The 24,170-nt window shown below is 76.0% G+C and carries 19 protein-coding genes and 1 pseudogene; 15 read left to right on the forward strand and 5 right to left on the reverse strand.

Annotated elements, in window-relative coordinates:
- The first annotated feature begins 15 nt into the window (after positions 1 to 15).
- The 8 genes and pseudogenes from ACFYYT_RS20150 to ACFYYT_RS20185 all read left to right on the forward strand — a co-directional run bounded on the left by ACFYYT_RS20150 (position 16) and on the right by ACFYYT_RS20185 (position 10,490).
- Positions 16 to 1,254: a glycosyltransferase gene (locus tag ACFYYT_RS20150; protein WP_388608709.1), complete on the forward strand. Its 1,239-nt coding sequence runs from the start codon at positions 16 to 18 to the stop codon at positions 1,252 to 1,254.
- Positions 1,251 to 2,789: a sugar transferase gene (locus ACFYYT_RS20155; protein ID WP_385322623.1), complete on the forward strand. Its 1,539-nt coding sequence runs from the start codon at positions 1,251 to 1,253 to the stop codon at positions 2,787 to 2,789. The genes ACFYYT_RS20150 and ACFYYT_RS20155 overlap by 4 nt, the downstream gene beginning before the upstream one ends.
- Positions 2,790 to 2,792: 3 nt before the next feature.
- A complete protein-coding gene (locus ACFYYT_RS20160) occupies positions 2,793 to 4,172 on the forward strand; it encodes an O-antigen ligase family protein (RefSeq protein WP_388608712.1) in 1,380 nt (459 codons plus the stop codon).
- Positions 4,173 to 4,504: 332 nt separating this feature from the next.
- Positions 4,505 to 6,247 carry a murein biosynthesis integral membrane protein MurJ gene (murJ, locus tag ACFYYT_RS20165; protein WP_388608715.1) on the forward strand — a complete coding sequence of 581 codons (1,743 nt, stop codon included), beginning with the start codon at positions 4,505 to 4,507 and terminating at the stop codon, positions 6,245 to 6,247.
- Positions 6,237 to 7,013: a polysaccharide deacetylase family protein gene (locus ACFYYT_RS20170; protein WP_351831094.1), complete on the forward strand. Its 777-nt coding sequence runs from the start codon at positions 6,237 to 6,239 to the stop codon at positions 7,011 to 7,013. Before murJ ends, ACFYYT_RS20170 begins: the two co-directional genes overlap by 11 nt.
- Positions 7,010 to 8,134, forward strand: a pseudogene (locus ACFYYT_RS20175) (glycosyltransferase); the annotation flags it as partial. The gene ACFYYT_RS20170 and the pseudogene ACFYYT_RS20175, both read left to right, overlap by 4 nt.
- A gap of 485 nt (positions 8,135 to 8,619) precedes the next feature.
- Positions 8,620 to 9,351, forward strand: coding sequence for a lipopolysaccharide biosynthesis protein (locus ACFYYT_RS20180; protein ID WP_351831092.1), 732 nt, complete (start codon positions 8,620 to 8,622; stop codon positions 9,349 to 9,351).
- Positions 9,348 to 10,490: a GNAT family N-acetyltransferase gene (locus ACFYYT_RS20185; protein WP_351831090.1), complete on the forward strand. Its 1,143-nt coding sequence runs from the start codon at positions 9,348 to 9,350 to the stop codon at positions 10,488 to 10,490. The genes ACFYYT_RS20180 and ACFYYT_RS20185 overlap by 4 nt, the downstream gene beginning before the upstream one ends.
- Before the next feature lie 5 nt (positions 10,491 to 10,495).
- On the opposite strand, the gene ACFYYT_RS20190 is transcribed toward ACFYYT_RS20185, so the two are convergent.
- Complete coding sequence (locus ACFYYT_RS20190; RefSeq protein WP_388608720.1) at positions 10,496 to 12,130, reverse strand: glycoside hydrolase family 26 protein; 1,635 nt, start codon at positions 12,128 to 12,130, stop codon at positions 10,496 to 10,498.
- Between the two features lie 294 nt (positions 12,131 to 12,424).
- On the opposite strand from ACFYYT_RS20190, the gene ACFYYT_RS20195 reads away from it, so the two are divergent.
- The 5 genes from ACFYYT_RS20195 (at position 12,425) to ACFYYT_RS20215 (ending at position 18,760) form a co-directional block, all read left to right on the forward strand.
- Positions 12,425 to 14,584 (forward strand): hypothetical protein, encoded by a 2,160-nt coding sequence (locus ACFYYT_RS20195; RefSeq protein WP_388608723.1) that lies wholly within the window; start codon positions 12,425 to 12,427, stop codon positions 14,582 to 14,584.
- 22 nt (positions 14,585 to 14,606) lie between these two features.
- Complete coding sequence (locus ACFYYT_RS20200) at positions 14,607 to 15,908, forward strand: NAD(P)-binding domain-containing protein (RefSeq protein ID WP_351831334.1); 1,302 nt, start codon at positions 14,607 to 14,609, stop codon at positions 15,906 to 15,908.
- 12 nt (positions 15,909 to 15,920) lie between these two features.
- Positions 15,921 to 16,313 carry a hypothetical protein gene (locus tag ACFYYT_RS20205; RefSeq protein WP_351831331.1) on the forward strand — a complete coding sequence of 131 codons (393 nt, stop codon included), beginning with the start codon at positions 15,921 to 15,923 and terminating at the stop codon, positions 16,311 to 16,313.
- 13 nt (positions 16,314 to 16,326) lie between these two features.
- Entirely contained in the window at positions 16,327 to 18,414 is a 2,088-nt protein-coding gene (locus tag ACFYYT_RS20210; protein ID WP_351831328.1) for a SpoIIE family protein phosphatase, read from the forward strand.
- 178 nt (positions 18,415 to 18,592) lie between these two features.
- Positions 18,593 to 18,760 carry a hypothetical protein gene (locus tag ACFYYT_RS20215; RefSeq protein ID WP_351831325.1) on the forward strand — a complete coding sequence of 56 codons (168 nt, stop codon included), beginning with the start codon at positions 18,593 to 18,595 and terminating at the stop codon, positions 18,758 to 18,760.
- 144 nt (positions 18,761 to 18,904) lie between these two features.
- Here ACFYYT_RS20215 and ACFYYT_RS20220 read toward each other — a convergent pair whose 3' ends face one another.
- Positions 18,905 to 19,354 (reverse strand): DUF6299 family protein, encoded by a 450-nt coding sequence (locus tag ACFYYT_RS20220; protein WP_351831324.1) that lies wholly within the window; start codon positions 19,352 to 19,354, stop codon positions 18,905 to 18,907.
- A 170-nt stretch (positions 19,355 to 19,524) separates the two neighbouring features.
- Here ACFYYT_RS20220 and ACFYYT_RS20225 point away from each other — a divergent pair, with 170 nt between their 5' ends.
- The gene (locus tag ACFYYT_RS20225; protein WP_351831322.1) at positions 19,525 to 20,136 is read left to right on the forward strand and encodes a hypothetical protein; all 612 of its coding nucleotides are present in this window, start codon (positions 19,525 to 19,527) and stop codon (positions 20,134 to 20,136) included.
- A 57-nt stretch (positions 20,137 to 20,193) separates the two neighbouring features.
- Positions 20,194 to 20,688 carry a DUF5949 family protein gene (locus ACFYYT_RS20230; protein WP_351831319.1) on the forward strand — a complete coding sequence of 165 codons (495 nt, stop codon included), beginning with the start codon at positions 20,194 to 20,196 and terminating at the stop codon, positions 20,686 to 20,688.
- 166 nt (positions 20,689 to 20,854) lie between these two features.
- Here the strand turns inward: ACFYYT_RS20230 and ACFYYT_RS20235 are convergent, their stop codons facing one another.
- The 3 genes from ACFYYT_RS20235 to ACFYYT_RS20245 all read right to left on the reverse strand — a co-directional run bounded on the left by ACFYYT_RS20235 (position 20,855) and on the right by ACFYYT_RS20245 (position 24,115).
- Positions 20,855 to 22,108, reverse strand: coding sequence for a cytochrome P450 (locus tag ACFYYT_RS20235; protein WP_351830683.1), 1,254 nt, complete (start codon positions 22,106 to 22,108; stop codon positions 20,855 to 20,857).
- 89 nt (positions 22,109 to 22,197) lie between these two features.
- Positions 22,198 to 23,364, reverse strand: a complete 1,167-nt coding sequence (locus tag ACFYYT_RS20240; protein WP_351830685.1) for a low temperature requirement protein A — start codon at positions 23,362 to 23,364, stop codon at positions 22,198 to 22,200.
- 28 nt (positions 23,365 to 23,392) lie between these two features.
- A complete protein-coding gene (locus ACFYYT_RS20245) occupies positions 23,393 to 24,115 on the reverse strand; it encodes a CbiX/SirB N-terminal domain-containing protein (RefSeq protein ID WP_351830688.1) in 723 nt (240 codons plus the stop codon).
- Positions 24,116 to 24,170 lie beyond the last annotated feature (55 nt).

Genomic DNA, 24,170 nt, shown 5'->3' on the forward strand with positions numbered 1-24,170 from the left:
AGGAGACCACTCCACGTGCGGAAACAGTCCTCGTCGGATCCCCTTCCGGCACCCCACCCAGCCCCGCCCTCCCCGGACCTCCCGGAGGGCTTCACCGTCCTGCACCTCGTCCAGCCCGTCGACGGCGGCGTCGCCCGGGTCGTCACCGACCTCGTGCGCGCCCAGAGCGCCGCAGGGCTGCGCGTCCTCGTCGGCTGCCCGCGCGGCGGACGGCTCGCCGACGACGCCCGCGCCGCCGGAGCCGAGGTGCTGCCCTGGCGGGCCGGGCGCTCCCTGGGCCCGGGCCTGCCCGCCGAGGTCCTCGGCGCCGCCCGGCTGATCCGCCGCGCCCGCCCCGACCTCCTGCACCTGCACAGCGCCAAGGCCGGACTCGCCGGGCGGATCGCCGTACGGGGCCGCGTACCCACCGTGTTCCAGCCGCACGCCTGGTCCTTCGACGCCGTCGGCGGAGCCACCGCCGCCCTCGCGCTGCGCTGGGAGCGGGCCGGAGCCCGCTGGGCCGACCGGGTGCTCTGCGTCAGCGAATCCGAGCGCCGGGCAGGGGAGACCGAGGGCATCACCGCCCGCTGGGCCGTCATCCGCAACGGCGTCGACCTCGGCCACTTCCGGCCCGGCCACCCCGACCCCGGACGCGACCGCGCCGAAGCCCTGGCCGCCCTCCCGCTGCCCGCCGCCTTCCGCGACGCGGCGGCCGGACCGCTCGCCGTCTGCGTCGGCCGGCTCTGCCCCCAGAAGGGCCAGGACATCCTGCTGCGCGCCTGGCCGGAGCTGCTCGCCACCGTCCCCGGCGCCCGCCTCGCCCTCGTCGGCGACGGCCCCGACACCGAACGGCTGCGCCGCGCCGCGCCCCCCGGAGTGCTCTTCGCCGGCGCCGTCGCCGACATCCGACCGTGGCTTCGGGCCGCCGATCTCGTTGTACTGCCGTCGCGGTGGGAAGGCATGGCGCTCGCCCCGCTCGAAGCCATGGCCTGCGGTCGCCCGGTCCTGGTCTCCGACGTCAGCGGTGCCCGGGAGAGCCTGCCCTCCGGCCAGGGACGGCTGTGCCTGGTGCCGCCGGAGGACCCGACGGCCCTGGCCAAGGCCCTGGCACGGCTCCTCGCCGAACCGCGGCTGCTCGCCGAACTCGGGGAGCAGGCCCGGCAGCACGCCCGGACCGAATGCGACGTGCGGCGGACCACGGACGCGGTCACCGGCCTGTACCACGAACTGCTGGGCAGGCCCCGGCCCTTGAACCAGGAGCGCATCAGCCGATGACGATGGACAGCGCACCCGCCCGGCACACCGGGCAGGGCGGCACGGGGCCCGCCGGCGGCAGCGCCTTCGCACCCGCGCCCCCCGCGGAGCCCCGCCGGGCCGCGACCGCGATCCACCCCCCGCGCGGGCCGCGCGCCGACCGGGCCCGGCCCGCCGTGCGGCCGCAGCGGATCCGCCGCCGCGACGGCGTCGGCGCGCTGCTGGCCGCCGACGCGCTGGCCGCCCTCGTCACCGCGGCCACCCTGCCCGCCACCGCCCTGCCGCCGCAGGCCGTGGGCCCCTGCGTCGTCCTGCTACTGCTCCTGCTCGCCGCCCTGCACGCGCAGGGCGGCCTCTACCGGCCCCGGCTCACCCCCTCCGCGCTGCTCGAACTGCCCGCGCTCGCCGGCCGGTCCGCCGTGCTGTGGTGCGGGGCCGCCGCCGTGCTCGGCGCCGCCCGGCCCGAGCACGCCCTCGGCTGGAACGCCCTCCTCGGCGCCGTCTGCCTCCAGGCCGCGCTCGTCTGCGCCGCCCGCGGGGCCGTCCACACGCTGCGCCGCCGCTCCGCCGTCCGCCGGCCCGTCTCCGCCCTCGTCGTCGGCCCCGGGGACGGCGCCGCCGCCGTCGCCGCCGCGCTCCACGGCCGCCCCGAGTACGGACTGCGGCCCGTCGGGATCGCCGACCCGGCCGCCCCCGCCGACGGCGAGCGCGCGACCCTCCCCGTCCTCGCCACCCACGAGGACGTCCGGCGCGCCGTCATCCAGAACTCCGTCCGGCACGCCGTCTTCACCCGGCCCCCCGAGGCCGACGAGCGCACCGCCTCCCTCGTCCGGCTCTTCCACGACCACGGCTGCCGGCTCTGGCTCGCCGACCCCGCCGGGACCGCCAAGGTCACCGGCATGCGGGTGGCGCAGCCCGCCGACCAGCTGTGGGGGTACGCCGTACAGCCGCTGCTGCCGCGCCCCGCCCGCACCCTGGAACGGACCGCGAAGCGGGCCATCGACTCCCTCCTCGCCGCCCTCGCCCTGCTCGCCGCCGCCCCCGTGATGGGTGCCTGCGCGCTCGCCGTACGCCTCTCCGACGGACCCGGGGTGATCTTCCGTCAGGAGCGCGCCGGTCTGTACGGACGGCCCTTCACCCTGCTGAAGTTCCGCACCCTGCGCGCCGACGCCCACGAGTCCGCCACCCGCTGGACGGTGGCCGGGGACCGCCGGATGAGCCCGGTCGGCTCCTTCCTGCGCAAGTCCTCCCTGGACGAGCTGCCCCAGCTGTGGAACGTCGTACGGGGTGACATGAGCCTGGTCGGACCCCGCCCCGAACGGCCCTTCTTCGTCGCCAAGTTCAGCAGCGTCCACCCCGGCTACGAGGCCCGCCACCGGATGCCCGTCGGGATCACCGGGCTCGCCCAGATCAACGGACTGCGCGGGGACACCTCCATCGAGGACCGGGCCCGCTTCGACAACCACTACATCGACACCTGGTCGCTGTGGCAGGACCTGTGGATCCTGGCCCGCACCGCGGCCTCCTTCTTCCGCTTCCGGCTGGGAGGCAGCTGACCCATGAGCCTCGCCGCGACCGGGCTCGCCCGGTTCCCCGACGCGATCGGCCCGCTGCGCCGCCACTGGCCGCTGCTGCCGCTCGCCGCGACCGTCCTGTTCCTCCTCGCCCCGCTCCCGGCCGGGGACGCGAGCGCCTCCGGGAAGGTCGGCCCCGCCGACGCCGCCTCGCTGCTGCTCGCCCTCGTCTGCGCCGTCCAGGCGCTGCGCGGCCGGGTGCGGACGCTGACCCCGCTGGGCGTGCTCGTCCTCGGCGCCCCCGCCGCCGGGCTCGCCGTCGCCACCATGACCGCCGGAGACCCGCACGCGGCCCTGCCCGGGTTCGTCCGCTACCTCCAGGTCTTCGTGCTCGTCCCGGCGGCCGTGGTGCTGCTGGTGCGCGACGCCCGCGAATTCAGGCTGGCCGCCGGATGCTTCGTGGTGCTGGGACTCGTCCAGGGCGCCGTGGGGGTCGTGCAGTACGCGACCCACACCGGGGCCTCGTACCAGGGCGCGGACATCCGGGCCGTGGGCACCTTCGGCCCCGGTGACGTGATGGGCATGGCCACCGTCGTCGCCTACGGACTGGTCGTCGCGACCGCCACGGCGCTCGCGCCCGGCCGGCCGGCCCGGGTCCGGCGGATCGCCGGGGGCTGCGCCCTGGCCCTGGTGGTGCCGCTGGTGCTGTCCTTCAGCCGCGGCGCCTGGATCGCCACCCTCGGCGCGGCCCTGCTGGTGATGGCGCTGGCCGGGATCCGGCGGGCCCTGGGGGTGCTGGTGGCGCTCGCCGCGGTGGGCGTGGTGCTGGTCGGCGGGCTCGGCGTCGGCTCCGAGATGGTCGCCGAGCGGCTCACCTCCATCACCCAGGTGTCCAGCGCCCCGGACCAGTCGGTGACCGACCGCTACACGATGTGGGCCGCCGCCGAGTCGATGTGGCGGGAGCGGCCCGTGGTCGGCGTGGGGCTCAAGGGCTTTCCCGCGCACCGCGACGGACACTCCTCGCTGGGGCTGTCCTCCGGCAGCGACACCGCCGGGGCGGGCCAGGCGTTCATCAAGCAGCCCCTGCTGTCCCCGCACAACATGTACCTCCTCGTCCTCGGCGAGCAGGGCCTGACCGGACTGCTCGCACTGGCCGGCGGCTGGGCGGTGCTGCTCGTCGCGGGCCTGCGCCGGTACGCGGCCGACCGCGCCGCCCGGGGCATCAGGGACTGCGGACTGATCGCCCTCGGCCTGCTCGTGTGGCAGCTGACCGACTTCCTCTACGCGGACATCGGCGGGCCCTCCACCGTGCTCACCGGGGTGATCCTCGGCCTGGCGGCCTGGTGGGCGCTGCCCTCGCCCGAGGGCGCGCCGCCGGGGTTCCCCACCGCCGGCCGGGCCCTCGACGGGCCGGCCGCGCGGTGACCGATACGACTCCCTGGCGGCGGCCCGCGGCCGCGGCGACCGAGGTCGCCGCGCCCGCGGGCCGTCCGCCGCACCCGGGGCCGGGCGCGGCCCCGCCGGGACCGGCCGGTGGCGCGGCTGCCGGGGGCCCGGCCGGCGGTGGCAACGGCGCGGGTGGCTCCGCCGGCGGTGGCGTCGTCGCCGGGGGCGGGCCGTCGGGGCCGTCGGGGCCGGCCGCCTCCGACGGCCGCGGCCGCGGTGAGACGCCGCCGACCGGCCCGGGCAGGCCCGGGGCCGTCCCCGCCGCGCCCGCCGCTCCCCGTACGGGACGCCGCGTCCTCGGGGGCCCCGGCGTGGGCGCGCCCGGACCGGGCGGCCCCGGGGCCGCCGGCCCCGGAGCGCGGGCCCGGGCCGGCGCGGGCCGGGCGGCCGGGGCCGGCGGTCCCGCCGGGAGCTCCGCGCCCGCCCCGCTCGGGCGCTTCCTCGCCAAGGCCGCCGCCGTCACCGCCGGACTCACCGCCGCCGGAGCCGTCTTCGGCCTCGTCCGCGACCAGACCATCGCCCATCTCTTCGGCGCCGGCCACGACAGCGACGCCTTCCTGATCGCCTGGACCGTCCCCGAGATGGCCTCCACGCTGCTGATCGAGGACGCCATGGCGCTGCTGATGGTGCCCGCCTTCAGCCACGCCCTCGCCCGCCGCGCGGCCAGCCGGGCCGGACTCACCCGCAAGGCGGCCCGCGCCGCCGACCCCGTACGCCTGCTCGTCGCGGCGACCCTGCCGCGCCTCGCGGTGCTCCTCGCCGCCGTCGCCACCGTACTGATCGTCGCCGCCCCGCTCGTCGTCGGCGTCCTCGCACCCGGCCTGCCCGACCCGGAACTGGCCGTCCAGTGCACCCGGATGACCGCCCTCACCGTGCTCACCTTCGGCGTCGCCGGATACTTCAGCGCCGCCCTGCGCGCCCACCGCTCCTTCCTGCCCCCCGCCGCGATCTACGTCTCGTACAACGTCGGGATCATCGGCACGATGATCGCCCTCCACACCCTGTGGGGCGTGCGCGCCGCCGCCGCCGGAGTCGCCGTCGGCGGGCTGCTGATGGTCCTCGTCCAGCTCCCCGCCTTCATCCGCAACGTCGGCTTCGGCCCCTCCCGCGCCAAGGGAGCCCCGCGCAGCCAGCGCGACCGGGACCGGCCCACCCTCATCGCCTTCGGGCTCATCGCCCCCGTCATCTTCTTCGCCGTCTTCCGCCAGTCACAGGTCCTCGTCGAGCGGTTCCTCGCCGCCTCGCTGCCCCCCGGCGCCATCTCGCACCTCAACTACGCGCAGAAGGTCGCGCAGATGCCGATGGTGCTCTCCCTGATGATCTGCACCGTCACCTTCCCGGTCGTCGCCCAGGCCATGGCCGGCGGCGAACGCGAGAAGGCCCGCCGGCGGGTGGAACGCGACCTCGCCCTCGCCTCCCTCGCCGTCCTCATGGGCAGCGCCCTCGTCATCGGCTACGCACCGCAGATCATCCAGGTCCTCTTCGAACGCGGCGCCTTCACCCACCGCGACACCCTCGCCACCGCCGACGTCATGCGCGTCTACGGACTCGGCCTCCTCGGCCACTGCCTCGTCGGCGCGCTCTCCCGGCCCTTCTTCTCGACCGCCCGGCCCACCTGGTTCCCGGCGCTCGCGATGGGCGCCGGGCTGCTCGTCAACATCGTGGCCGGAGCCCTCGCCGTCTCCTGGTGGGGCACCTACGGCATCGCCGCCGCCAACGCCGCCGCGATCTCCACCACCGCAGTCCTCCTGCTCACCGGACTCGGCTCCCGCATCATCGCCATCCAGGTCCGCCGGGTCGCCGTCAGCATCGGCCGTCTCGCCGTCGCCGCCGTCGCCGCCTGCGGCACCGGTTGGCTCGCCGGGCCGATGATCCCCGACCCCATGCTCAGCGCCGCCCTCGGCTGCCTGCTCGTCCCCGCCATGTTCGGAGCCACCGGCATGGCCATGCGGGCCATCGAAGTCACCGCGCTGCCCGCCCAGATCGCCCAGCTCACCTCTCAGCTCACCAACCGGCTGACCCAGCTCACCCAGAGGTTCCGCAATGTCCGCTGACACCGATACGGCGTCCGCCGCCGTGACGGGCCCCGCCCGCCGGTCCGCAGCGCCGTGGGTGCTGATGTACCACTCGGTCGCCGAGTTCACCGACCCCGCCGAGGACCCGTACGGGATCACCGTCACCCCCGCCGCCCTGGAGGGCCAGCTGCTGTGGCTGCGCGCCCGCGGGCTGCGCGGGGTGTCCGTCGGCGAACTCCTGCGCGCCCGCGGCGCCGGACGCGGCCGCGGCCTCGTCGGCCTCACCTTCGACGACGGCTACACCGACTTCCTGACCCTCGCCCTGCCGCTGCTGCGCCGCCACGACTGCACGGCCACCCTGTTCGCCCTGCCCGGGCGGCTCGGCTCCGACAACGCCTGGGACCCCCTCGGGCCCCGCAAACCGCTCCTCACCGCCGACGACCTCCGCGCGGTCGCCGCCGCCGGACAGGAGATCGGCTCCCACGGGCTGCTCCACCAGGACCTCACCGCCGCCCCCGACGACGTCCTCCAGCGGGAACTGCGCGACAGCCGCGACCTGCTGCGCCGGCTCACCGGCACCCCGCCCGAGGGCTTCTGCTACCCGTACGGGCACCTCGACGCCCGGGTCGTCGACGCCACCCGGGCCGCCGGCTACGCGTACGCCTGCGCCATCGTCCCCGGACGGCTCACCGGCCCGCACGCCCTGCCCCGTACCCACATCAGCCAGGCCGACGGCGGCGCACGGCTGCGGATCAAGAGACTCCGGCACCGGGTGCGCGAGCTGCGACGGGTGGTCCTGCCGTGAAGGTCCTGCACATCATCACCGGCCTCGGCGTCGGCGGCGCCGAACAGCAACTGCGCCTCCTGCTGCGGCACATGCCGATGCCCTGCGACGTACTGACCCTCACCAACCCCGGGGCGGTCGCCGAGGGGCTGCGGGCCGACGGGGTCCGCGTCGTCCACCTCGGCATGCGGGGCAACCGCGACCTCGGCACGCTGCCGAGGCTGGTGCGGTTCATCCGCGGCGGCCGCTACGACCTGGTCCACACCCACCTCTACCGCGCCTGCCTCTACGGACGTCTCGCGGCCCGGCTCGCGGGCGTCCGGGCCGTCGTCGCCACCGAGCACTCCCTCGGCGAGCACGAGATCGAGGGCCGGCCGCTGACCGGCGGGGTCCGGGCCCTCTACCTGGCCGGCGAACGGCTCGGCTCGGCGACGGTCGCCGTGTCCGACACCGTGGCGGCCCGCCTGGAGGGCTGGGGCGTGCCCGCCGCCCGGATCCACGTGGTGCCCAACGGGATCGAGGCCGTCCGCTTCCGCTTCGAGGAAGGCGTGCGCCGCGCCACCCGGGCCCGGACCGGGCTGCCCGAACGGGCCTTCGTGGTCGGCGGCGTCGGCAGGCTCGTCCCCGGCAAACGGTTCGACGTACTGGTACGGGCCGTCGCCGCGCTGCCCGGCGCGCACCTGCTGCTGGCCGGGGACGGCCCCGAGCGGGCCGCGCTGCGGGCGCTCGCCGCCGAACTCGGTGCCCAGGGCCGCATCCACCTCCTCGGGGAGCGCGACCCGCTGGGCGAGCGCCCCGACGGGCGCACGCCCGGGATCCCGGCCCTGCTGGCCGCCATGGACGTCTTCGTGTCCCCCTCGAAGGAGGAGGCGTTCGGGCTCGCCGCCGTCGAGGCGCTGGCCGCCGGACTGCCCGTCCTGCACGTGACCTGCCCCGCCATCGACGACCTCCCCGCCGCGCAGGCGCCGGGGGCCCGGCGGATCGGGGCGGGCACCGAGGAACTGGTCGCGGCCCTGCGCGGCCACATGGAGGCCGGCGCGCGCCGGCTGCCGCCGCCGCCCGTGGTGCGCCGCTACGACATCGCCCACAGCGCCCGCCGGCTGCTCGACGTCTACGCCGTCGCGCTGGCCGCGCCGGTGCCGGGGGCCGAACCGGCCGCCACCGGTGTGGCCGGCGGCGGCGCTGCCTCGCCTGCCGCTGCCTCGCCTGCCGACGGCGCGCCCGCTGCCGGTGCGGCCGGCGTCGGCGCCGGCGCTGCGCCTGCTGCCGGGGCGCCCGTTGCCGGGGCGCCCGGCGCTGCAACCGCCGCGTCGGCCGCCGCCGCTGCCGTCTCCGCCGCTGCCGTCTCCGGCGCCGCCGTGTCCGGCGCTGCCTCGCCTGCCGCCGGTGCGCCCGGCGGCACCGCTGCTGCGGTGTCCGGCGCTGCAACCGCCGCCTCGCCTGCCGCTGCGGGCGCCGGGCCCGCCGCCGCGGGGGGTGCCGGTACAGGCGGCGGCGGCGAGGCAGCGCCGGGCGTCTCCGGGGGCGCCGGGAACGGCTGAGCACCCCTCTTCGCACCCGCACCCCCGGCCCGGAACACGGCCGGGGGTGAACGAACTCCCCTCCACCCAGGAAGTGAGCACCGCACATGGCCGACACCGCCGACCAGAAGAAGCCCGCCCACCGTTCGCACCGGGGCCGCCGGCTGCTGCCGCCCCCCGCGTGGTGGCCGCTGCCCGCCTGCGCCCTCCTCGGGCTCGCCGCGGGCGGGGCGTACGGGGTCCTCAAGGCCCCCGAGTACGCCGCCACCAGCTACGTCGTCGCCGTCCCCAACGAGACCACCGAACCCGCCACCGCCCTCGGCTTCGCCCAGGCCTACGGCCGGATCGCCACCAGCAGCTCCACCCTCGCCTACGCCCAGCCCCGCGCCGGAATCGACGCCCGCCGGCTGCGCACGCAGGTCCGTACCGAGACCTCCCCCGACTCCCCGATGATCGCCGTCACCGGGACGTCCAAGAGCCCCTCCGAGGCCGCCGACATCGCCAACGCCGTCGCCGACGCGCTCACCCTCACCAGCAACCAGGCCGCCAAGAACACCGGCGTGCAACTGCTCCTGTTCAACCAGGCCGTCGCGCCCAGCGAGCCGGCCTCCCCCTCCGCAGCCGTCAGCGGCGCCGTCGGCCTGTGCGCCGGCGGGCTGCTCGGCGGGCTGTGGCTGCTGGCCAGGCCGGGCCGGCGCAGGTCCCAGGAGGAGCCGGCGGCGCAGGAAGGGGCGGCGCAGGAAGGGGCGGCGCAGCCGCAGTCGGCCGTGGAGGAGTACGCCTCGCTGCCCGCCCAGGGCGAGCACTCCGAGACCAAGGAGAAGGAGTCCGTGCGATGACGGCGGGCTCCACCGGGGCCCTGACGGTGACGATGTGCCGCGACCCCCGGCAGTTCGCCGCACTGGAGGAGTCGTGGAACCGGCTCTTCCGGGACTGTCCCACCGCCACCCCCTTCCAGAGCCACGCCTGGCTGCACTCGTGGTGGCTGTCGTACGGGAAGGAGGGCCGGCTGCGGCTCCTGCTGGCACGGCGCGGCGCGGAACTGGTCGGCGCGGCCGCGCTGATGCTCGTCCACCGTCCGCTGCCGCGCCTCGTCCCGCTCGGCGGGCCGATCACCGACTACTTCGACGTCCTCGTCGCCGACGGGCAGTCCGGCCAGGTCGTGCCCGCCCTGGCCCGCGGCCTGCACCGGGCCGCCCGCAGCGCGGTCGTCGACCTGCGCGAGGTCCGGCCGGGCGCGGCCGCCGAAGCGCTGTACGAGGCATGGCCGGGCGTGTCCGGCAAGCTGGCGGACTCCACCTGCATGGAGCTGCCCGCGCTGCCCTTCGACGAGCTCGTCAAGCGGATGCCCGCCTCCGGCGCCCAGCGGGTGCGGGCCAAGCTGCGCAAGAGCGACGCGGCCGGGATCGAGGAGCACGAGGTCACCGAGGACGAGGTGCCGCAGGCCGTCCGCACCCTGCTGCGGCTCCACGAGAAGCAGTGGCGCGGCCGCGGGGTCACCCCCGAACACCTGCGGCCCCGCTTCGCCGAGCACCTGACCCGGGCCACCCGGCGGATGGTGCGCGCCGGGGAGGGCCGGCTGACGGAGTTCCGGCTCGACGGGCAGGTGGTCGCCGCCAACCTCACCCTGCTCTGCGCCGGGCTGAGCGGCGGCTACCTGTACGGGGCCGATCCCGAACTGCGCGACCGCAAGGTGGACGTGTCGACGCTGCTGCTGCGCCACGAGGCCCGGCGGGCCCTCGCCGAGGGCCGGCCGGTGGTGAGCTTCCTGCGCGGCAGCGAACCGTACAAGAACCACTGGCGCCCCGAGACCGTGGTCAACCAGCGCTTCCTGCTGGCCACGAGCGCGCTCGCGCCCCTGCTGCGGCTGTACGAGTCGCAGGTCACGGGGCGCGAGCGGGCGGTGGACGCGCTGCGCGAGGCGCTGCCGGCCGCCCGGGACTGGCGGGCGCGGCTCAACGAACTGCGGGTGCGATGACCCGTCTAGAAGGGCCAGAAGCCGGAGCCCTTGCCCCAGTCGAGCTTGATGCAGACCGCCTGGTTGCCGACCAGCTTGGACAGCCACTCGCCGAAGTTGAGCGGCACGCACCACTGCTTGCTGTTGTTGGCCGGCGGCACGGGGGCGGGGGGCTTCGGCACGGGCGAGGGCAGCGGCGACGGGGCGGCCGGGCTCGGCACCGCGGGAACCGTGACCTCGGGGGACGGAGCCGGCGGGAACACCGGCGGGACGGAGACGGCGGGGACCTCGGGGACGGGGGTCACCGGGGTCACGGGGGGCTTCGGGACCGGCGTCGGCGTGGGCGTCGGTTCCGGTGCCGGGACGACCGGCGGCTCGGAGACCTCGGGCGTGGGCGTGGGCGTGGGCGTCGGGGTCGGCGTGGGTGCCGGTACGGCCGGCGAGGGTGCGACGGGGCTCGGCAGCTCGGGCTTCGGCAGCTCGGGAGTCGCGACGGGCGGCGAGGGGACCTGCGGCGAGGGGACCTGTGGCGAGGGGACCTGCGGGGCCGGGACGGCCGGGCTCGGGACCACGGGGGCGCTCGGGACCACGGGCGGGCTCGGGACCACGGGCGGGCTCGGCATCACGGGCGGGCTCGGGACCACCGGGGGCGTCGGGACCACCGGGGGAGTCGGCTCGACCGGAACCTTCGGGCTCAGCGCGTCGCGGAAGACCTTCGAGGATTCCGGGTGCTTGGCGCACTGCCAGACGCCGTGCGGGCAGTAGTCGGTGATGGTGTGGTAGAGCGGCTTGTGCTGCTCGATCCACTTCAGCATGCGCCGCATGTACTCCGCGTTGTCCCCGTTGCGGAACAGCCCCCACTCCGGGTACGAGATCTCCTTGCCGTGTGCCTTCGCGAAGTCGACGTGCTGCTGGAGTCCGTACGGCTGGGTGACCTGGTCGTCGAACGTCCGGCCCGGACCCTGGTCGTAGGAATCCATGCCGATGACGTCGACGACGTCGTCACCCGGGTAGCACTTGGTCCAGCCGATCGCGTCGGTCCCCCGGTTGGGCGCGAAATCGAACTTGAACCGCTGCCCGGGCACGGCCCGCATCGCGTTGACGACGCGCTTCCAGTACGCCTTCCAGTGCTCCGGGTCGGGCCCGCAGCGGTGCGTGTACGTGGTGCCGTTCATCTCCCAGCCGAGCACGACCACCGTGTCCGGCACGCCCAGCGCCACCAGCCGCTCGGCCAGCTTCGTGAAGTGCCGGTCGTACTGGCCCTCCGCGCCCGCCCGGATCAGCTGGGCCACCTGCCAGTCCGGCACCCGGGCCTCGTTGCGGGCCTGCATGGGCACGTTGAGGACGAACATCCGGTCGTCCTCGGCCTGCCGCCACTTGGCCCAGTCCGCGAGGAAGGACACGTTCCCCTCGATGCCGGCCCACTGGTCACCGGGCAGATACGTGTGCCCGACCCGGATCTCCTTGCCGCCCAGCCAGCGCGACAGGAGCGGGATCCGGGCGATCCCGGACGGCCCGTAGTCGAGATAGGCGCCCATGGCGATGTCGGAGCCCCTGGGCTCCTCCTCCTGCGGCGCCGCGAGGGCGGCGCCGGAGGCGAGCAGCCCGGCCGTGACCGTACCGATGCAGGTGCTCGCCAGTCGGCGGTGTGGTCTGCGCATGGCGTCTCCCGAGCTTTCCTGAACCGGTGTGCTTGCCAACGACGTTAGACATCACATCTGACGATTGGCCTGTCCGATGGCCTTTGCCTAGGCCATTCGCAGCCGCGCATCCCGCCCGCTTGGTCCGACTAGGTGAAAGACACCGCTTCCATGCACGCGTTCGCCAACCATGTGCCCGCAGTTCTGCTCAGACTCGATCGGAATCCGTTCCACCACGGAACCCTCGGCGCCGTCAGATCCCTGGGGCGCGGGGGCGTGGAGGTCCATGCCGTCGTCGAAGCCGGGGGAGGCCCCATGGGGCGTTCGCGGTACCTGCGCGCCACGTACCCCGGACCGGCCGGGGGGCTCGACCCCGAGGCCCCCGAGGTGCTGCTGGAGTGTCTGACCGGGGTGTCCGAGCGGATCGGGCGGCCGGCGGTGCTCATCGCCATGGACGACCTCAGCGCCATCGCGGTGTCCCGCATCGCGCCGATGCTGACGGACCGTTTTCGGATTCCCCATCAGCCCGACGACCTGCCCGCGCGGGTGGCCGACAAGGCGGAGCTGTCGCGGCTGTGCGCGCGCTGGGACGTCCCCCACCCGGAGACGGTGATCCCGGCGGGCGCGGCCGAGGCGGCGGAGGCCGCCTGGCGGCTGGGCCTGCCGGTGGTGGCGAAGTGGAGCCGGCCGTGGCTGCTGCCGGCCGGCGCGGGGCTGCGCAGCACCACCCTGGTGCACAGCGCCGCCGAGGCGCGGCGGCTGTACGAACGCTCCGCGGAGGCCGGGAGCCGGCTGCTGCTCCAGCGGTTCCTGCCCGCCGGACCGGACACCGACTGGTTCTTCCACGGCGCGTTCGGCCGGGACGGCCGTCCGCTGCTCGCCGGGTCGGGCCGCAAGGAGCTGTCCTGGCCAGTGCGGACGGGGCTGACGGCCGTGGGGCGCTGGCTGCCGGACCCGGCCGTGGAGGAGGCCGGGCTGCGGCTCGCCGAACGGCTCGGCTACCAGGGGATCCTGGACCTCGACTTCCGCCGCGACGAGCGCGGCACCTTCCGGCTGGTGGACTTCAACCCCCGGCCCGGGGCGCAGTTCCGGCTGTTCACCGACGACTTCGGGCTGGACGTGGTCCAGGCGATGTACCTGGACCTGACGGGGCAACGGGTCCCGGAGCCGGCGGGCGGCCCCGGGCGGGTGTTCGTCGCCGAGAACTACGCGCTGCTCGCGGCGGTACGCGGCCGGGGCGCCGGCGCCGCCGGGCGCGCCGGGCGGCCCGGGGAGCCGGGCGCGCCCGCACCCCGCGCCGGGGCGCGCGTACCGGCGCCGGTACCGCCGCGCGACGCCCGCCCGGCCGAAGCGGGCCCGCCGCCGCCGCGGACGGGGGGTACGGGTGAGCCGGCCCCGCCGCCGCCCCGGGCGGGGGGTACGGGTGCGCCTTCCGCGGCGGCCCGGGCCGGGGGTGCGGATCCTTCCTCCGCGGCGGCCCGGGCCGGGAACGCCGGGGAGGCGGGACCCGTCCTGCCGGCCGGCCGCCGCCCGGAACCGGCGCCGGACTCCCCGGCCCGGCCCTGCACCCCGGACCTGCCCCCCGCGCCCGGTCTGCCCCCCGCGCCCGGTCTGGCCTCCACGCCGGGTCTGGCTGCGACCCCGGGTGCGTCCGCTGCCCCCGTCCTGCCCCCTGCCCCGGGCGCGTCCAGCGCCCCGGGCTCGGGGGGCGGCCCGGCGGACCCGGGCCGCGCCCCGGCACCCGGCCCGGCGGCACCGTCGCAGCCGGGCTGCCCGGCGGGTCCGGACCGGCCCGGGGACGGGGGGCACCCGGCGGGTCCCGATCGCTCGGCGGGTCCGGACCGGCCGGGAGCTCCCGGCCCCGGGGTGCGGGGCGGCCCTGCGGATCCGGACCACCTCGGGGGCACCGACCGCCCCGCGGGTCCGGACCGCGCGGGGGCTCCTGGCCCGGGGGTGCAGGCCTCCCCGGTGGAGTCGGCCTCCCCGGCGGGGGAGTCCCGCCCGGCGGGTGCGGACCGGCCTGGAAGTTCGGACCGCCCGGCGGGTGCGGACCGCTCGGCGGAGCCGGGTCGCCCGGATGCGGGCCGGGCGGCGGATGAGCCGGGGGGCGGGGGTGCCGGGGGGCCGCGTACGGGGGTTCCCGGCGCACGGCCGCCCGGCGCGCCGGTGGCCCGGCAGGGGCGTCCGGCCCCGGCCCGGGGTGCGGTCGTCCGCCGGCCCCGGCCGGGCGCGGCGCGGGGGAAGGTGGAGGCGGCCTGGTTCGCCGCCGACGACCTCGGGCCGTTCCTCGCGATGATCGCCGCCTTCCTGGGGCGCGGCCTCGGCAAGGGGGCCCGCGTCCTGCGCGGCGTACCCGAACAGGGGCGGCGCACCGCGCGGGCCCCGCGCCAGCGCGGCGGCGAACAGCCGCAGCCGCCGGCCCGCACGCTCCCGCCGGAGGCCCCGGCGGAGCCGGACGAACTGGTCACCCGGTGACCGGGGAGCGGGAGGAGCTGCCGTGAGGCGGACCGACGATCTCGTGGTGATCGGCGCGGGCCCGTACGGGCTGTCGATCGCCGCGCACGCCGCGGCGGCCGGGCTCGCGGTCCGGGTCCTGGGGCGTCCCATGGCGTCCTGGCGGGACCACATGCCCGAGGGCATGTACCTCAAGTCGGAGCCCTGGTCCTCCAACCTCTCCGCGCCCGGCGGCCGCCACACCCTCGCCGACTACTGCGCCACCCTGGGCCTGCCCGCCGTACACGGCAGCCCGCTGCCCATCGGCACCTTCAGCGCGTACGGGCTCTGGTTCGCCCGGCACGCCGGCCTGCCCGAGGTGGAGGAGGCCGTGGTCACCGAGGTCGGCCCGTACGGGGACGGCTTCCTCGTCCGGACCGCCGACGGCCCGCCCCGGCCCGCCCGGACGGTGGCCCTCGCGGTCGGGGTCATGCCCTTCACCCGGTACCCCGACGCGCTGCGCGAGCTGCCCCCCGGCCACTACTCGCACAGCAGCGGCCACCGCGACCTGTCCCGGTTCGCGGACCGCGAGGTGGCCGTCCTCGGCGCCGGACAGGCCGCTCTGGAGACGGCCGCGCTGCTCGCAGAGGCCGGGGCCCGGCCGTGCCTGGTGGCCCGGCGGCCCCGGCTGAACTGGAACACCGTCCCGCAGCCGCTGGAACGCCCCCGGCTGCGGGCCCTGCGCGACCCGCACAGCGGCCTCGGCACCGGCTGGCGCAGCTGGGTGTGGTCGGAGCTGCCCTGGGCGGTGCGGCGGCTTCCCGCGCCGACCCGGGAACGGATCGCCGCCACGGCCCTGGGGCCGGCCGGCGCCTGGTGGCTGCGGGACCGCTTCGAACAGCGGGTGCCGACGCTGCTCGGACACCGCCTGCACCGGGCGGTGGCGGTGGGCGACCGGACCCGCCTCGGGCTGACCACCCCGGCCGGGGAATCCCTCGTACTGGACACCGCGCACGTCATCGCGGCCACCGGCTTCGCCCCCGATCTCGCCCGGCTGGCCCTCCTCGACGCCGGACTGCGGGCCGCGCTGGCCACCGTAGGCGGCGGCGGGACGCCGGAACTGAGTCCCCGGTTCGAGTCCTCGTGGCCCGGACTGTTCTTCGCGGGGCTGCTGACCGCTCCCTCGTTCGGACCTTCCATGCGATTCGTACACGGCGCGGGCTTCACGGCGGGGAGACTGGTGAGGGGAGTCCTGGCGCGTCTCGGCGCGCGGGGCCCGCTGACCGGCACCACCGACGGTGCCGGCCCCGACCGGGCCGGTGCTGCCGGGCATTGCGACGACGTATCTCCGCTGAGATCCACCTGAGAGGGGTCCGCGATGGGCGCGGAGCGAGCACAGGGCGGCCGTGGATGGGTGCGCATCCCCGCCAGCCGCGGGGAACAGGCCCCGGGCGGGGCGGCGGGGGGCACCCCGTACGCGGGGACCCCGTACGGCGGATCACCGCACGCGGGCGCGCCGTCCGCCGGGACCCCGTACGCCGGGACCCCGTACGCGGACGCGCCGTACGCGGACGCGCCGTACGCGGGGACGCCGTACGCACCCCGGTCCCCGGCCGGCGCCGGAGCCGCCGGGGCCTTCGCCCCCCGCGACCCGGCCGCCATCTACCTCTCCCTCCTCAAGCGCTGGCGGGAGGCCGGACGCACCCTTCCGGGGCATCCTGACGAGGAGTGGGAGCGGCTCATCTCCCAGCCGTGCTGGCCCGGCCGTTAGGTGGTGTTGTCTCGTGGCAGCGGCGGACCGCGACAGACCCGGGCAGGGCGTCCCCGGCCCCCTGACGGGGCCCGGCGAGCGCCTCGCGCTCAACGGCATGGGCAGTTTCGAATGGGACCTCATCGCCGGCACCCTCCTCCTGGACGAGTCCGGCCTGACCGTCTTCGACCTGGAGGCGGAGGAGTTCGACCACACCCCCGAAGGCCTCGGCCTGCGCATCCCCGCCGACGACGCCGCCCGCCTCGCGGACACCGTGGTCGGTGTCCTGGACGGCGGCGGCGAGACGTACGGCGCCTACTTCACCGTGCACCGGCGCGACGGCCGCGACCAGTGGACGCACACCCAGGGCCGGGTGCTGCGGGACCCCGACGGCACGGCGCTGCGGATCGTCGGGATCGTCCGCGACGCGACCGCCGAGCTGGCCCACGCCACCGTGCTGCGCAAACTGGAGACGGCCCGCACCCAGCAGGCCGCCATCGTGCAGCGCACCACCGAAGCCCTGTCGCGGGCGGTGACCGTCGACGACGTGACCGCCACCCTGACCGGCGCCGGCGCCCTGGAGCGCCTCGGAGCCGACGGGCTGGCCCTGGGCCTCGTGGAGAACGGCGCCATCAAGATCATCGCGTTGAGCGGGGAGTCCCTGGAGATCCTCAGCGAGCGCCAGTTCACCCGGCTGGACGGATCCCTGCCGCTCTCGCAGGCGGTCCTCAGCAGGAAGGCACGTTTCGTCACCTCCCTCGCCGAGCTCGCCGGAGAGTTCCCGCTGCTCGCCGACTACCTGAACCGGATCCGCTACGACGCGGCCGCCTACCTCCCGCTCATCGCCCAGGCCAAGGCCATCGGCGGGCTGGTGCTCTTCTACCGGCGGCGCAGTGACTTCAGCCCCGAGGAACGCAACCTGTGCCTCGGCCTGGCCGGCATCGTCGCCCAGTCCCTCCAACGGGCGCTCCTGTTCGACCAGGAGCGCGAGTTCGCCACCGGACTCCAGGCCGCGATGCTGCCCCGCCGGATCCCCGAGATCACCGGCGGCGAGATCGCCGTGCGCTACCACTCCGCCTGGAGCGGCCGGGAGGTCGGCGGGGACTGGTACGACGTCATCGCACTGCCCCGCGACCGCGTCGGCATCGTCGTCGGCGACGTCCAGGGCCACGACACCCACGCCGCCGCCATCATGGGCCAGCTGCGCATCGCCCTGCGGGCCTACGCGGGCGAAGGGCACTCCCCGTCCACCGTCCTCGCCCGGGCCTCCCGCTTCCTCGCCGAACTCGACACCGAACGCTTCGCCACCTGCATGTACGCCCAGGTGGACCTGGAGACCGGAGGCGTACGGGCCGCCCGCGCGGGCCACCTCGGCCCGCTCATCCGGCACACGGACGGCCGTACCGGCTGGCCCAACGTGCGCGGCGGCCTGCCCCTCGGCCTCGCCTCCGTCTTCGCGCAGGAGGAGTTCCCCGAGACCCGCCTGGACCTCGTGCCCGGCGAAACCCTCGTCCTGTGCACCGACGGGCTCGTCGAGGAACCCGGCACCGCCATCACCCAGGGCATGGACGCCCTCGCCCACGCCGTGCGCGGCGGCCCCCAGGAGGCCGGGGCACTCGCCGACCACCTCTCCGACCGGCTCTGGGAACGCTGGGGCTCCGGCGACGACGTGGCCCTGCTCGTGCTGCGCCGCGCCCCGGACCCCGGCACCCACCGCGCCCCGCGCATCCACCAGTACATCCACCAGGCCGACCCGGAGGGGCTCTCCGACGCCCGCTACGCCCTGCGGCAGGCCCTGCGCGACTGGGGCATGGCCGAACTCGCCGACGACGTCGAGCTGGCGGCGGGGGAACTGCTGGTCAACGCCCTGCTGCACACCGACGGCGGGGCGGTGCTGACCATGGAGGTGCTGCCCGAGCCCGTCCGGCGGATCCGGCTGTGGGTGAAGGACCGCTCCAGCGTCTGGCCGCGCCGGCGCACCCCGGGCGAGGCGGCCACGACGGGGCGCGGACTGCTGCTCGTCGACGCCCTGGCGACGCACTGGGGGGTGGAGTCGCGGGGGGACGGGAAGGCCGTCTGGTGCGAGTTCGCCGTGGGCGCCGCCGCGCGCGTCGGGGAGTGACCGGACGGTCACTCCGAGTTGTGCGGGGTGGGGTGCGGGGTGATGATGCGGCCATGGAACGGAAGGCAATGACGAGGACGGCGCGGACGGGGACCGCGCGGACGGAGACGACGCGGACGGAGACGACGCGGACGGAGACGACGCGGACGGAGACGACGCGGTCGACGGGGCGCGTGCCGTGCGCCGCCTGAGCCGGGGTGCGGTCACGGGCATCCTGGCGGTGCTGCTGCTGGCGGCCGGGGCGCCGAAGGTCGTGGACTGGACGACGGGGCGCCCGCACGCGGACCCGGGGTGCCAGACGGTCGCGTTCATGTCGATGACGGGCGTCGCGCCCGACTGCCACTGACGGACGGCGCGCCGCCGCCCGCCGACCGGGCCGTTCGCCTGCCGGCGTCCGCCGACCGGGCCGTCCGGGTCCGCGTGCCGGTGGCGGCGGCCACCGGGTCCGCGAACCCGCCCGGCGGGACCCGACGGGACCCGACGGGACCGCTTAGCGGCGGTGGGTCACCCGGATCTCCTGCTCGTCCGCGGCGACGACGTCGATCGCCCGCGGCATCAGCCCGCCGCCGAAGTGGATCTCCTGGATCTCCGCCATCGCCCGAGCGGTCCCCTCGTGGATCCCCGGCGTCACGGACAGCCCGCTCCGCGCCTCCCAGCGGTGCTCCATGCCGTCGCAGTGGGCGTCGCCCGCGCCGAGACCGAGGCGGTAGCGGTCGTCCTGCACGACCGTCACCTTCACCTGAACCGCCCCCATGGGTGACGAGGCCTCGCAGCTGTACGTGCCGGAAAGGGTGATCGTTCCGTCCCGCTCGATGTCGGCGTGCGGACGGAGGGAAATGTGCTGGTGGAAAACCGTGGCCGCGGCGGGGGCCGTGAACAGGGCGGTGGCGGCCAGTGCGGAGAAGGCCGAGAGGGCAATTCGGCGGGCGGGCGTGCGCATTTCTTCCTCCAGGTGGGCGTGGGTGACGGGATTCCGCCGCAACGCATTGTGCTGGCAGTTGGCGGGCGACGCGCGCCGCATACCCGTGTCGGTGTGTGCAATTGCCCGCTCGGGCGCGTGAGACTGGCCGGAATACTTCCCCGCACCGAAGATCCCCGAAGGGGCCCCGTATGCGCCCGCCCGCGTCCGTCCTCGCCGCCGCCGCCCTCCTTCCCGCCCTGCTGCTCGGTGCCACCGCCTGCCAGAGCGCGCCCGAGGGGGCCGCCCTCGCCCCCGCCGCCGTACCCGCCGTCCCGGTCGACGACGGGGCGCCCGGCACCGACGAGGACCCGGCCGCGCCGGCCGGCGGGGCCGGGCGGGGCGCCGTGAAGGATGCCCATGTGGGTGACTCCGTACGGGTGCAAGGGCGCGAGGTGGGACGGCACCTCCAGGCGGTGCTCGCCGCCTACGTGGACCCCGCGGTCAGCGTCGAGCCGAACTACGGGCCGCCCGCCGGGAAGCGCTGGGTGGCCGCCTCGATGTCGTTCGTCAACGTCGGCGGGGCCTCGTACGGGGCCCTCGGGGGCATGTGGGCGTACGACAGCGCCGGAAAGCGCCACCCGGTGGTGCGCACCGGCGAACTGACCACCGGCAAACCCCTCGTCTTCGATTCCCTCGCCGTCGGCGAGCGGGCCGAGGGGTGGGTGGTGTTCGAAATCCCGGAAAAGGTGCGCATTGTGCGTCTCCAGTACCAGGACGCGAACATGCGGGCGAATTCCGGAGGTGGATTCTGGGCGGTGTAGCCCGCCCGGGTGAAAGGCCGTGAAAGGGCCCGGCAGTTGACGACTAAGGTGCGGCGCATGACTTCTACGCAAGCCGAAATCGACCGGACCCAGCTCGGCACCCTTTCCGTGCTCGCCTGGATCGGTGACCCCTCCGAAGGTCACGACATCCCGTATCTCCTCGCCTATACGCTCGGCGACGGCCCCCAGGGCCGCGAGGCCGGCGAGAAGGCCGCGCGCGGCCTGCTGGAGGAGATCGGCCTGCCGATCGGCGACGTGGTCATGGACGGCACCCGCAGCCCGCGCACCTTCGCCGTGCAGATCATCCTCGCGGGCAACCAGGTCGCCCTGACGCTGCCGGGCCTGAACGCGACCTGCACCGCCCCGGACGAATGGGTCGCCGCGGCCAACGAGAGCGGCCAGGCGTACTTCCTGTTCGCCACGCGCGCCTGGCCGGAGGCCGTCCCCGGCAAGCCGGTGACCCCGGAGATCCTCCAGGGCTTCGCGGGTGACGAGGAAGTCCTCACCAGCAGCGCCCACTGCGTCCTGACCGTGCAGAGCCTGCAGAAGTAGGCGGGCCCGGCCCCGCCCGCGCCGCCGCCGGCCCCGCCGCCCGCGCCGCGTCCGGCCCCGCCGCCGGCCCCGCCGTCACCGCCGCCGCACCGCACCGCACTCCGGCCGCCGGGCTCCCAGCCTGCCCGGTGGCCGGTACCCGCCCGGTCTCCCGTACGGGGTGGGGTCAGGGGCGGTCGAAGGCGAACCGCAGCGAGCGCACCCGGTTGTCGAAGCTCGACCCCGCCAGATCGGGCAGGCCCACCGCGCGCAGCCCCACCGGCCGCGTCAGCAGCTCGCGGAACAGGGCCTTCATCTCGACCCGGGCCAGGTGCGCACCCAGGCAGAAGTGCGGGCCGCCGCCCCCGAAGCCCAGATGGGGGTTGGGGGAGCGGGTGATGTCGAAGGCGTCGGGATCGGGGAAGACGCCCTCGTCCCGGTTGGCGGACGCGTAGTACAGCACCACCTTCTCGCCGGGTTGGAACACCCGTCCGCCCAGGGAGTGTTCGCAGGTCACCGTCCGGCGGAACTGGATGATCGGCGTCGAGTGCCGGATCATCTCGTCCACCGCGCCGTCCGCGTACTTCTCGAAGTCCGACAGCAACAGGTCCCGCTGATCCGGGAAATCGGTCAGCAGCGTCAGCCCGTGCGTGATGGCGTTGCGCGTGGTCTCCACCCCCGCCACCATCAAGAGGCTGAAGAACGCACCCAGTTGGCGGGCGCCGAGCGCCTGGCCGTCGACGTTCGCGCAGACCAGCGCCGAGATCAGGTCGTCGGACGGGTTCTTGCGCCGCTCCCGTCCGATGCCCGCGACCATGCGCTGCATCCGGGCCAGCGCCCGCAGCCCGCGGCCGGGCATCCGCAGCCGGGACGCGAGGCCGCGCTCGACCCCGATGTTCTCGGAGGCGTGGTTGACCCGGTCGGCGATCTCCGCCCGGTAGCGCTCCGGGATGCCCATCATGTTGCAGATGACCTCCAGGGGCAGCCGCGAGGCCACCGCCGAGACGAACTCGTCCGGCCGCTCCTCCAGCACGTCGTCCACGATCCGGGCCGCGACCGCGTGGATGTCCTCCTCGGCCGCCGCCAGCAGCCGCGGCGTGAACGCCCGCTGCACGATCTTGCGCAGCTGCGCGTGGTCCGGGCCGTCCAGATTCACCATCGAGTCACCGAACAGCGCCCGCACCCAGCGGGCCGGCTCCGGCGTCGTGACGCCCGGCGCGCTCGCGAACACCTTGGGCAGCCGGCTGGCCTCCTGCACGTCCGCGTGCCGTACGAGGGCCCAGTGGCCCGGCCCCTCGGGGACGAACACCGGGGAGGGCAGGGCGCGCAGGCGGGCGAACGCGGCGAGCCGGCGCTCCGGGGGGAGCTGCCAGAAGCCCGGCTCGGCCAGTTCCGCTCCGGGACCGTCCGCGCTGCCGTGCCGTTGCGGGGGGAGTGTCATGGGGGTCGTCTCTTCCTGTCGCCGTCGCGCGTCGTGCGCCGTGCTGCAGAACGGCCGCGGGGGCGCGCGGGTGACGGGCGCGGCCGGGCTCAGGCGCCGACGGCGGCGCGGGCCTGATCCCGGACGGCGAGGCTCACGCCCGCCACGACGGTGGCCGCCGCCACGAGGCCCGCGTAGAGGACCGCGTAGGAGCCCGTCCAGGTGCAGGCGAGGATCGCGAGGGCCGACAGCGGCAGCACCAGCTGCTGGGCGGGGCCCCGCTTGAAGTGGCGCGAATGCAGCAGCCACACCGTCAGCAGGAACAGCGCGGCCGGGACGGTGACGGCGGCGTTCGCGGCCAGCTGCGAGATGTGGGCCTTGCCGACCGCGTGCTCCACCGCGACCTCGATGCCCGCACCGATCGCCGCCCCCGAGGCGAAGATCAGCAGATGGCCGTAACCCCACGGGATGGCCTGCCGGTTGGAGGTCAGCCGCTCGTGCATCGGCACCGCGAAATAGATCCACCAGGCGGCGAACACGATCAACAGGCCGCCAGCTGCGATGGGCAGCAGCTCGCCCAGGGCCTCGTGCTCGTCCAGCGCCGACTTCACCGCCACCGTGCTCGCGGCGATGGTCTCGCCGAGCACGATGATCGTGAACAGGCCGTACCGCTCGGCGATGTGGTGCGCGTGCCACGGCGTCTGGTGGCCGCGCTCCGCCAGCACCGGCACCATCAGCTCAGCGGCCACCAGGACCAGGAACAGCCAGCCCTTGAGCCCGTCCGGGGCGAACAGCAGCGCCACCCAGCCGGCCTGGCAGATCACCAGCCCCGCCGCGTACTTCAACGCCGCCGCCCTGGCCGGGCCGCTCTCTCCGGCCGCCGCCCGCAGCCACTGCGCCGTCAACGCCACCCGCATGATCAGGTAGCCGATGACGGCCACCGTCCAGTCGTTCGCGTCGAAGGCACGGCTCACCCCCGCCGCGTACACGAGCACACCGGCGATCTGCACGAGCGTCGCGATCCGGTACGGCACGTCGTCGCAGTCGTAGGCCGAGGCGAACCACGTGAAGTTCATCCACGCCCACCACACCCCGAAGAAGACGAAGAAATAGCCGATCACCCCGCTCCCCGGGTGGCCCTCCGCCAGCGCGTGCACCAGGCGCTGACCCGCCTGCGCGATCGCGACGACGAAACACAGGTCGAAGAACAGCTCCAGCGGGGTCGCCGCCCGGTGGTCCTCGTCGCGGCTGCGGGCGGTCATCGGCACGTACGTCATACCGCCCAGCACACCAGCGCGCGCCCTCCTAACAGGCGAGGCGCGCGGCCCGCAGCAGCCGGGTACCCCGGGCGGACTCGTAGCGCGCCAGCACCAGGCGGGCGACCCGCGGGTGGTCGGCGAGCGGCTCGGACACCGCCCAGGCCCCCGCCCCCGCCAGCGCCCGCGTGAAACGGCCCGGAGCCAGCAGGTGCGCCGCCACCGCGATCCGCCGGTACCCGGCCTCCCGCAACGCCGCCACCGCCCCGGGCACCGTCGGCCCCGCCGAGGTCAGGTACGCCCCGACCACAGGGACCGGCCGGAGCCCGCCCTCGTCGGCCAGCAGCGCCGCCAGCCGCGCGGCGCAGTCGGCCGTGCCGTCGTTGCCGCCGGGCCGCGACGATCCCGCCCCCGCCACCACCACCGCGTCGGCCCGCGCGTACGGCCCGTGGCGGCGCTCGGCCTCGCGCAGCCGGCCGTGCAGCGCCAAGGCCACCTCCGGCTCCCCGCCGAGCCCCTCGGTCAACGCGCAGCCCGTGCCCTCCAAGACCGCCGGGACATCGACCCGCCGGTGATAGCCGTCCCCGAGCAGCAGCGGCACCACCACCGCCCGCGGGTGCTCCCGTACGACCTCCGCGAGGGACGGCCGCTGCACGTCGAGGTGACCGACTACGGCGCGGACGCCGCTCATCGCCTCGACGGCGGCGGTGAGCCGGCCGACGGCCGCGGCGGCGGCCGGGTCCGCGCTTCCGTGCACGGCGAGTACGAGCATGGGATTCCTCCGACGGGCGGGCGGGGCCTCACTGACCCGGGACTGACCCGGGTCT

The sequence above is a fragment of the Streptomyces sp. NPDC002032 genome (assembly GCF_042890765.1).
Lineage (GTDB): Bacteria > Actinomycetota > Actinomycetes > Streptomycetales > Streptomycetaceae > Streptomyces.

What these genes read in the sequence shown, in the direction of transcription:
- ACFYYT_RS20230 (WP_351831319.1), top strand. Translation starts at nt 20,194, where the DNA reads ATGACTTCTACGCAAGCCGAAATCGACCGGACCCAGCTCGGCACCCTT.
- ACFYYT_RS20170 (WP_351831094.1), top strand. Translation starts at nt 6,237, where the DNA reads ATGTCCGCTGACACCGATACGGCGTCCGCCGCCGTGACGGGCCCCGCC.
- ACFYYT_RS20225 (WP_351831322.1), top strand. Translation starts at nt 19,525, where the DNA reads ATGCGCCCGCCCGCGTCCGTCCTCGCCGCCGCCGCCCTCCTTCCCGCC.
- ACFYYT_RS20205 (WP_351831331.1), top strand. Translation starts at nt 15,921, where the DNA reads ATGGGCGCGGAGCGAGCACAGGGCGGCCGTGGATGGGTGCGCATCCCC.
- ACFYYT_RS20245 (WP_351830688.1), bottom strand. Translation starts at nt 24,115, where the DNA reads ATGCTCGTACTCGCCGTGCACGGAAGCGCGGACCCGGCCGCCGCCGCG.
- ACFYYT_RS20180 (WP_351831092.1), top strand. Translation starts at nt 8,620, where the DNA reads ATGGCCGACACCGCCGACCAGAAGAAGCCCGCCCACCGTTCGCACCGG.
- ACFYYT_RS20220 (WP_351831324.1), bottom strand. Translation starts at nt 19,354, where the DNA reads ATGCGCACGCCCGCCCGCCGAATTGCCCTCTCGGCCTTCTCCGCACTG.
- ACFYYT_RS20185 (WP_351831090.1), top strand. Translation starts at nt 9,348, where the DNA reads ATGACGGCGGGCTCCACCGGGGCCCTGACGGTGACGATGTGCCGCGAC.
- ACFYYT_RS20190 (WP_388608720.1), bottom strand. Translation starts at nt 12,130, where the DNA reads ATGCGCAGACCACACCGCCGACTGGCGAGCACCTGCATCGGTACGGTC.
- ACFYYT_RS20235 (WP_351830683.1), bottom strand. Translation starts at nt 22,108, where the DNA reads ATGACACTCCCCCCGCAACGGCACGGCAGCGCGGACGGTCCCGGAGCG.
- ACFYYT_RS20240 (WP_351830685.1), bottom strand. Translation starts at nt 23,364, where the DNA reads ATGACGTACGTGCCGATGACCGCCCGCAGCCGCGACGAGGACCACCGG.
- ACFYYT_RS20160 (WP_388608712.1), top strand. Translation starts at nt 2,793, where the DNA reads ATGAGCCTCGCCGCGACCGGGCTCGCCCGGTTCCCCGACGCGATCGGC.
- ACFYYT_RS20195 (WP_388608723.1), top strand. Translation starts at nt 12,425, where the DNA reads ATGGGGCGTTCGCGGTACCTGCGCGCCACGTACCCCGGACCGGCCGGG.
- ACFYYT_RS20155 (WP_385322623.1), top strand. Translation starts at nt 1,251, where the DNA reads ATGACGATGGACAGCGCACCCGCCCGGCACACCGGGCAGGGCGGCACG.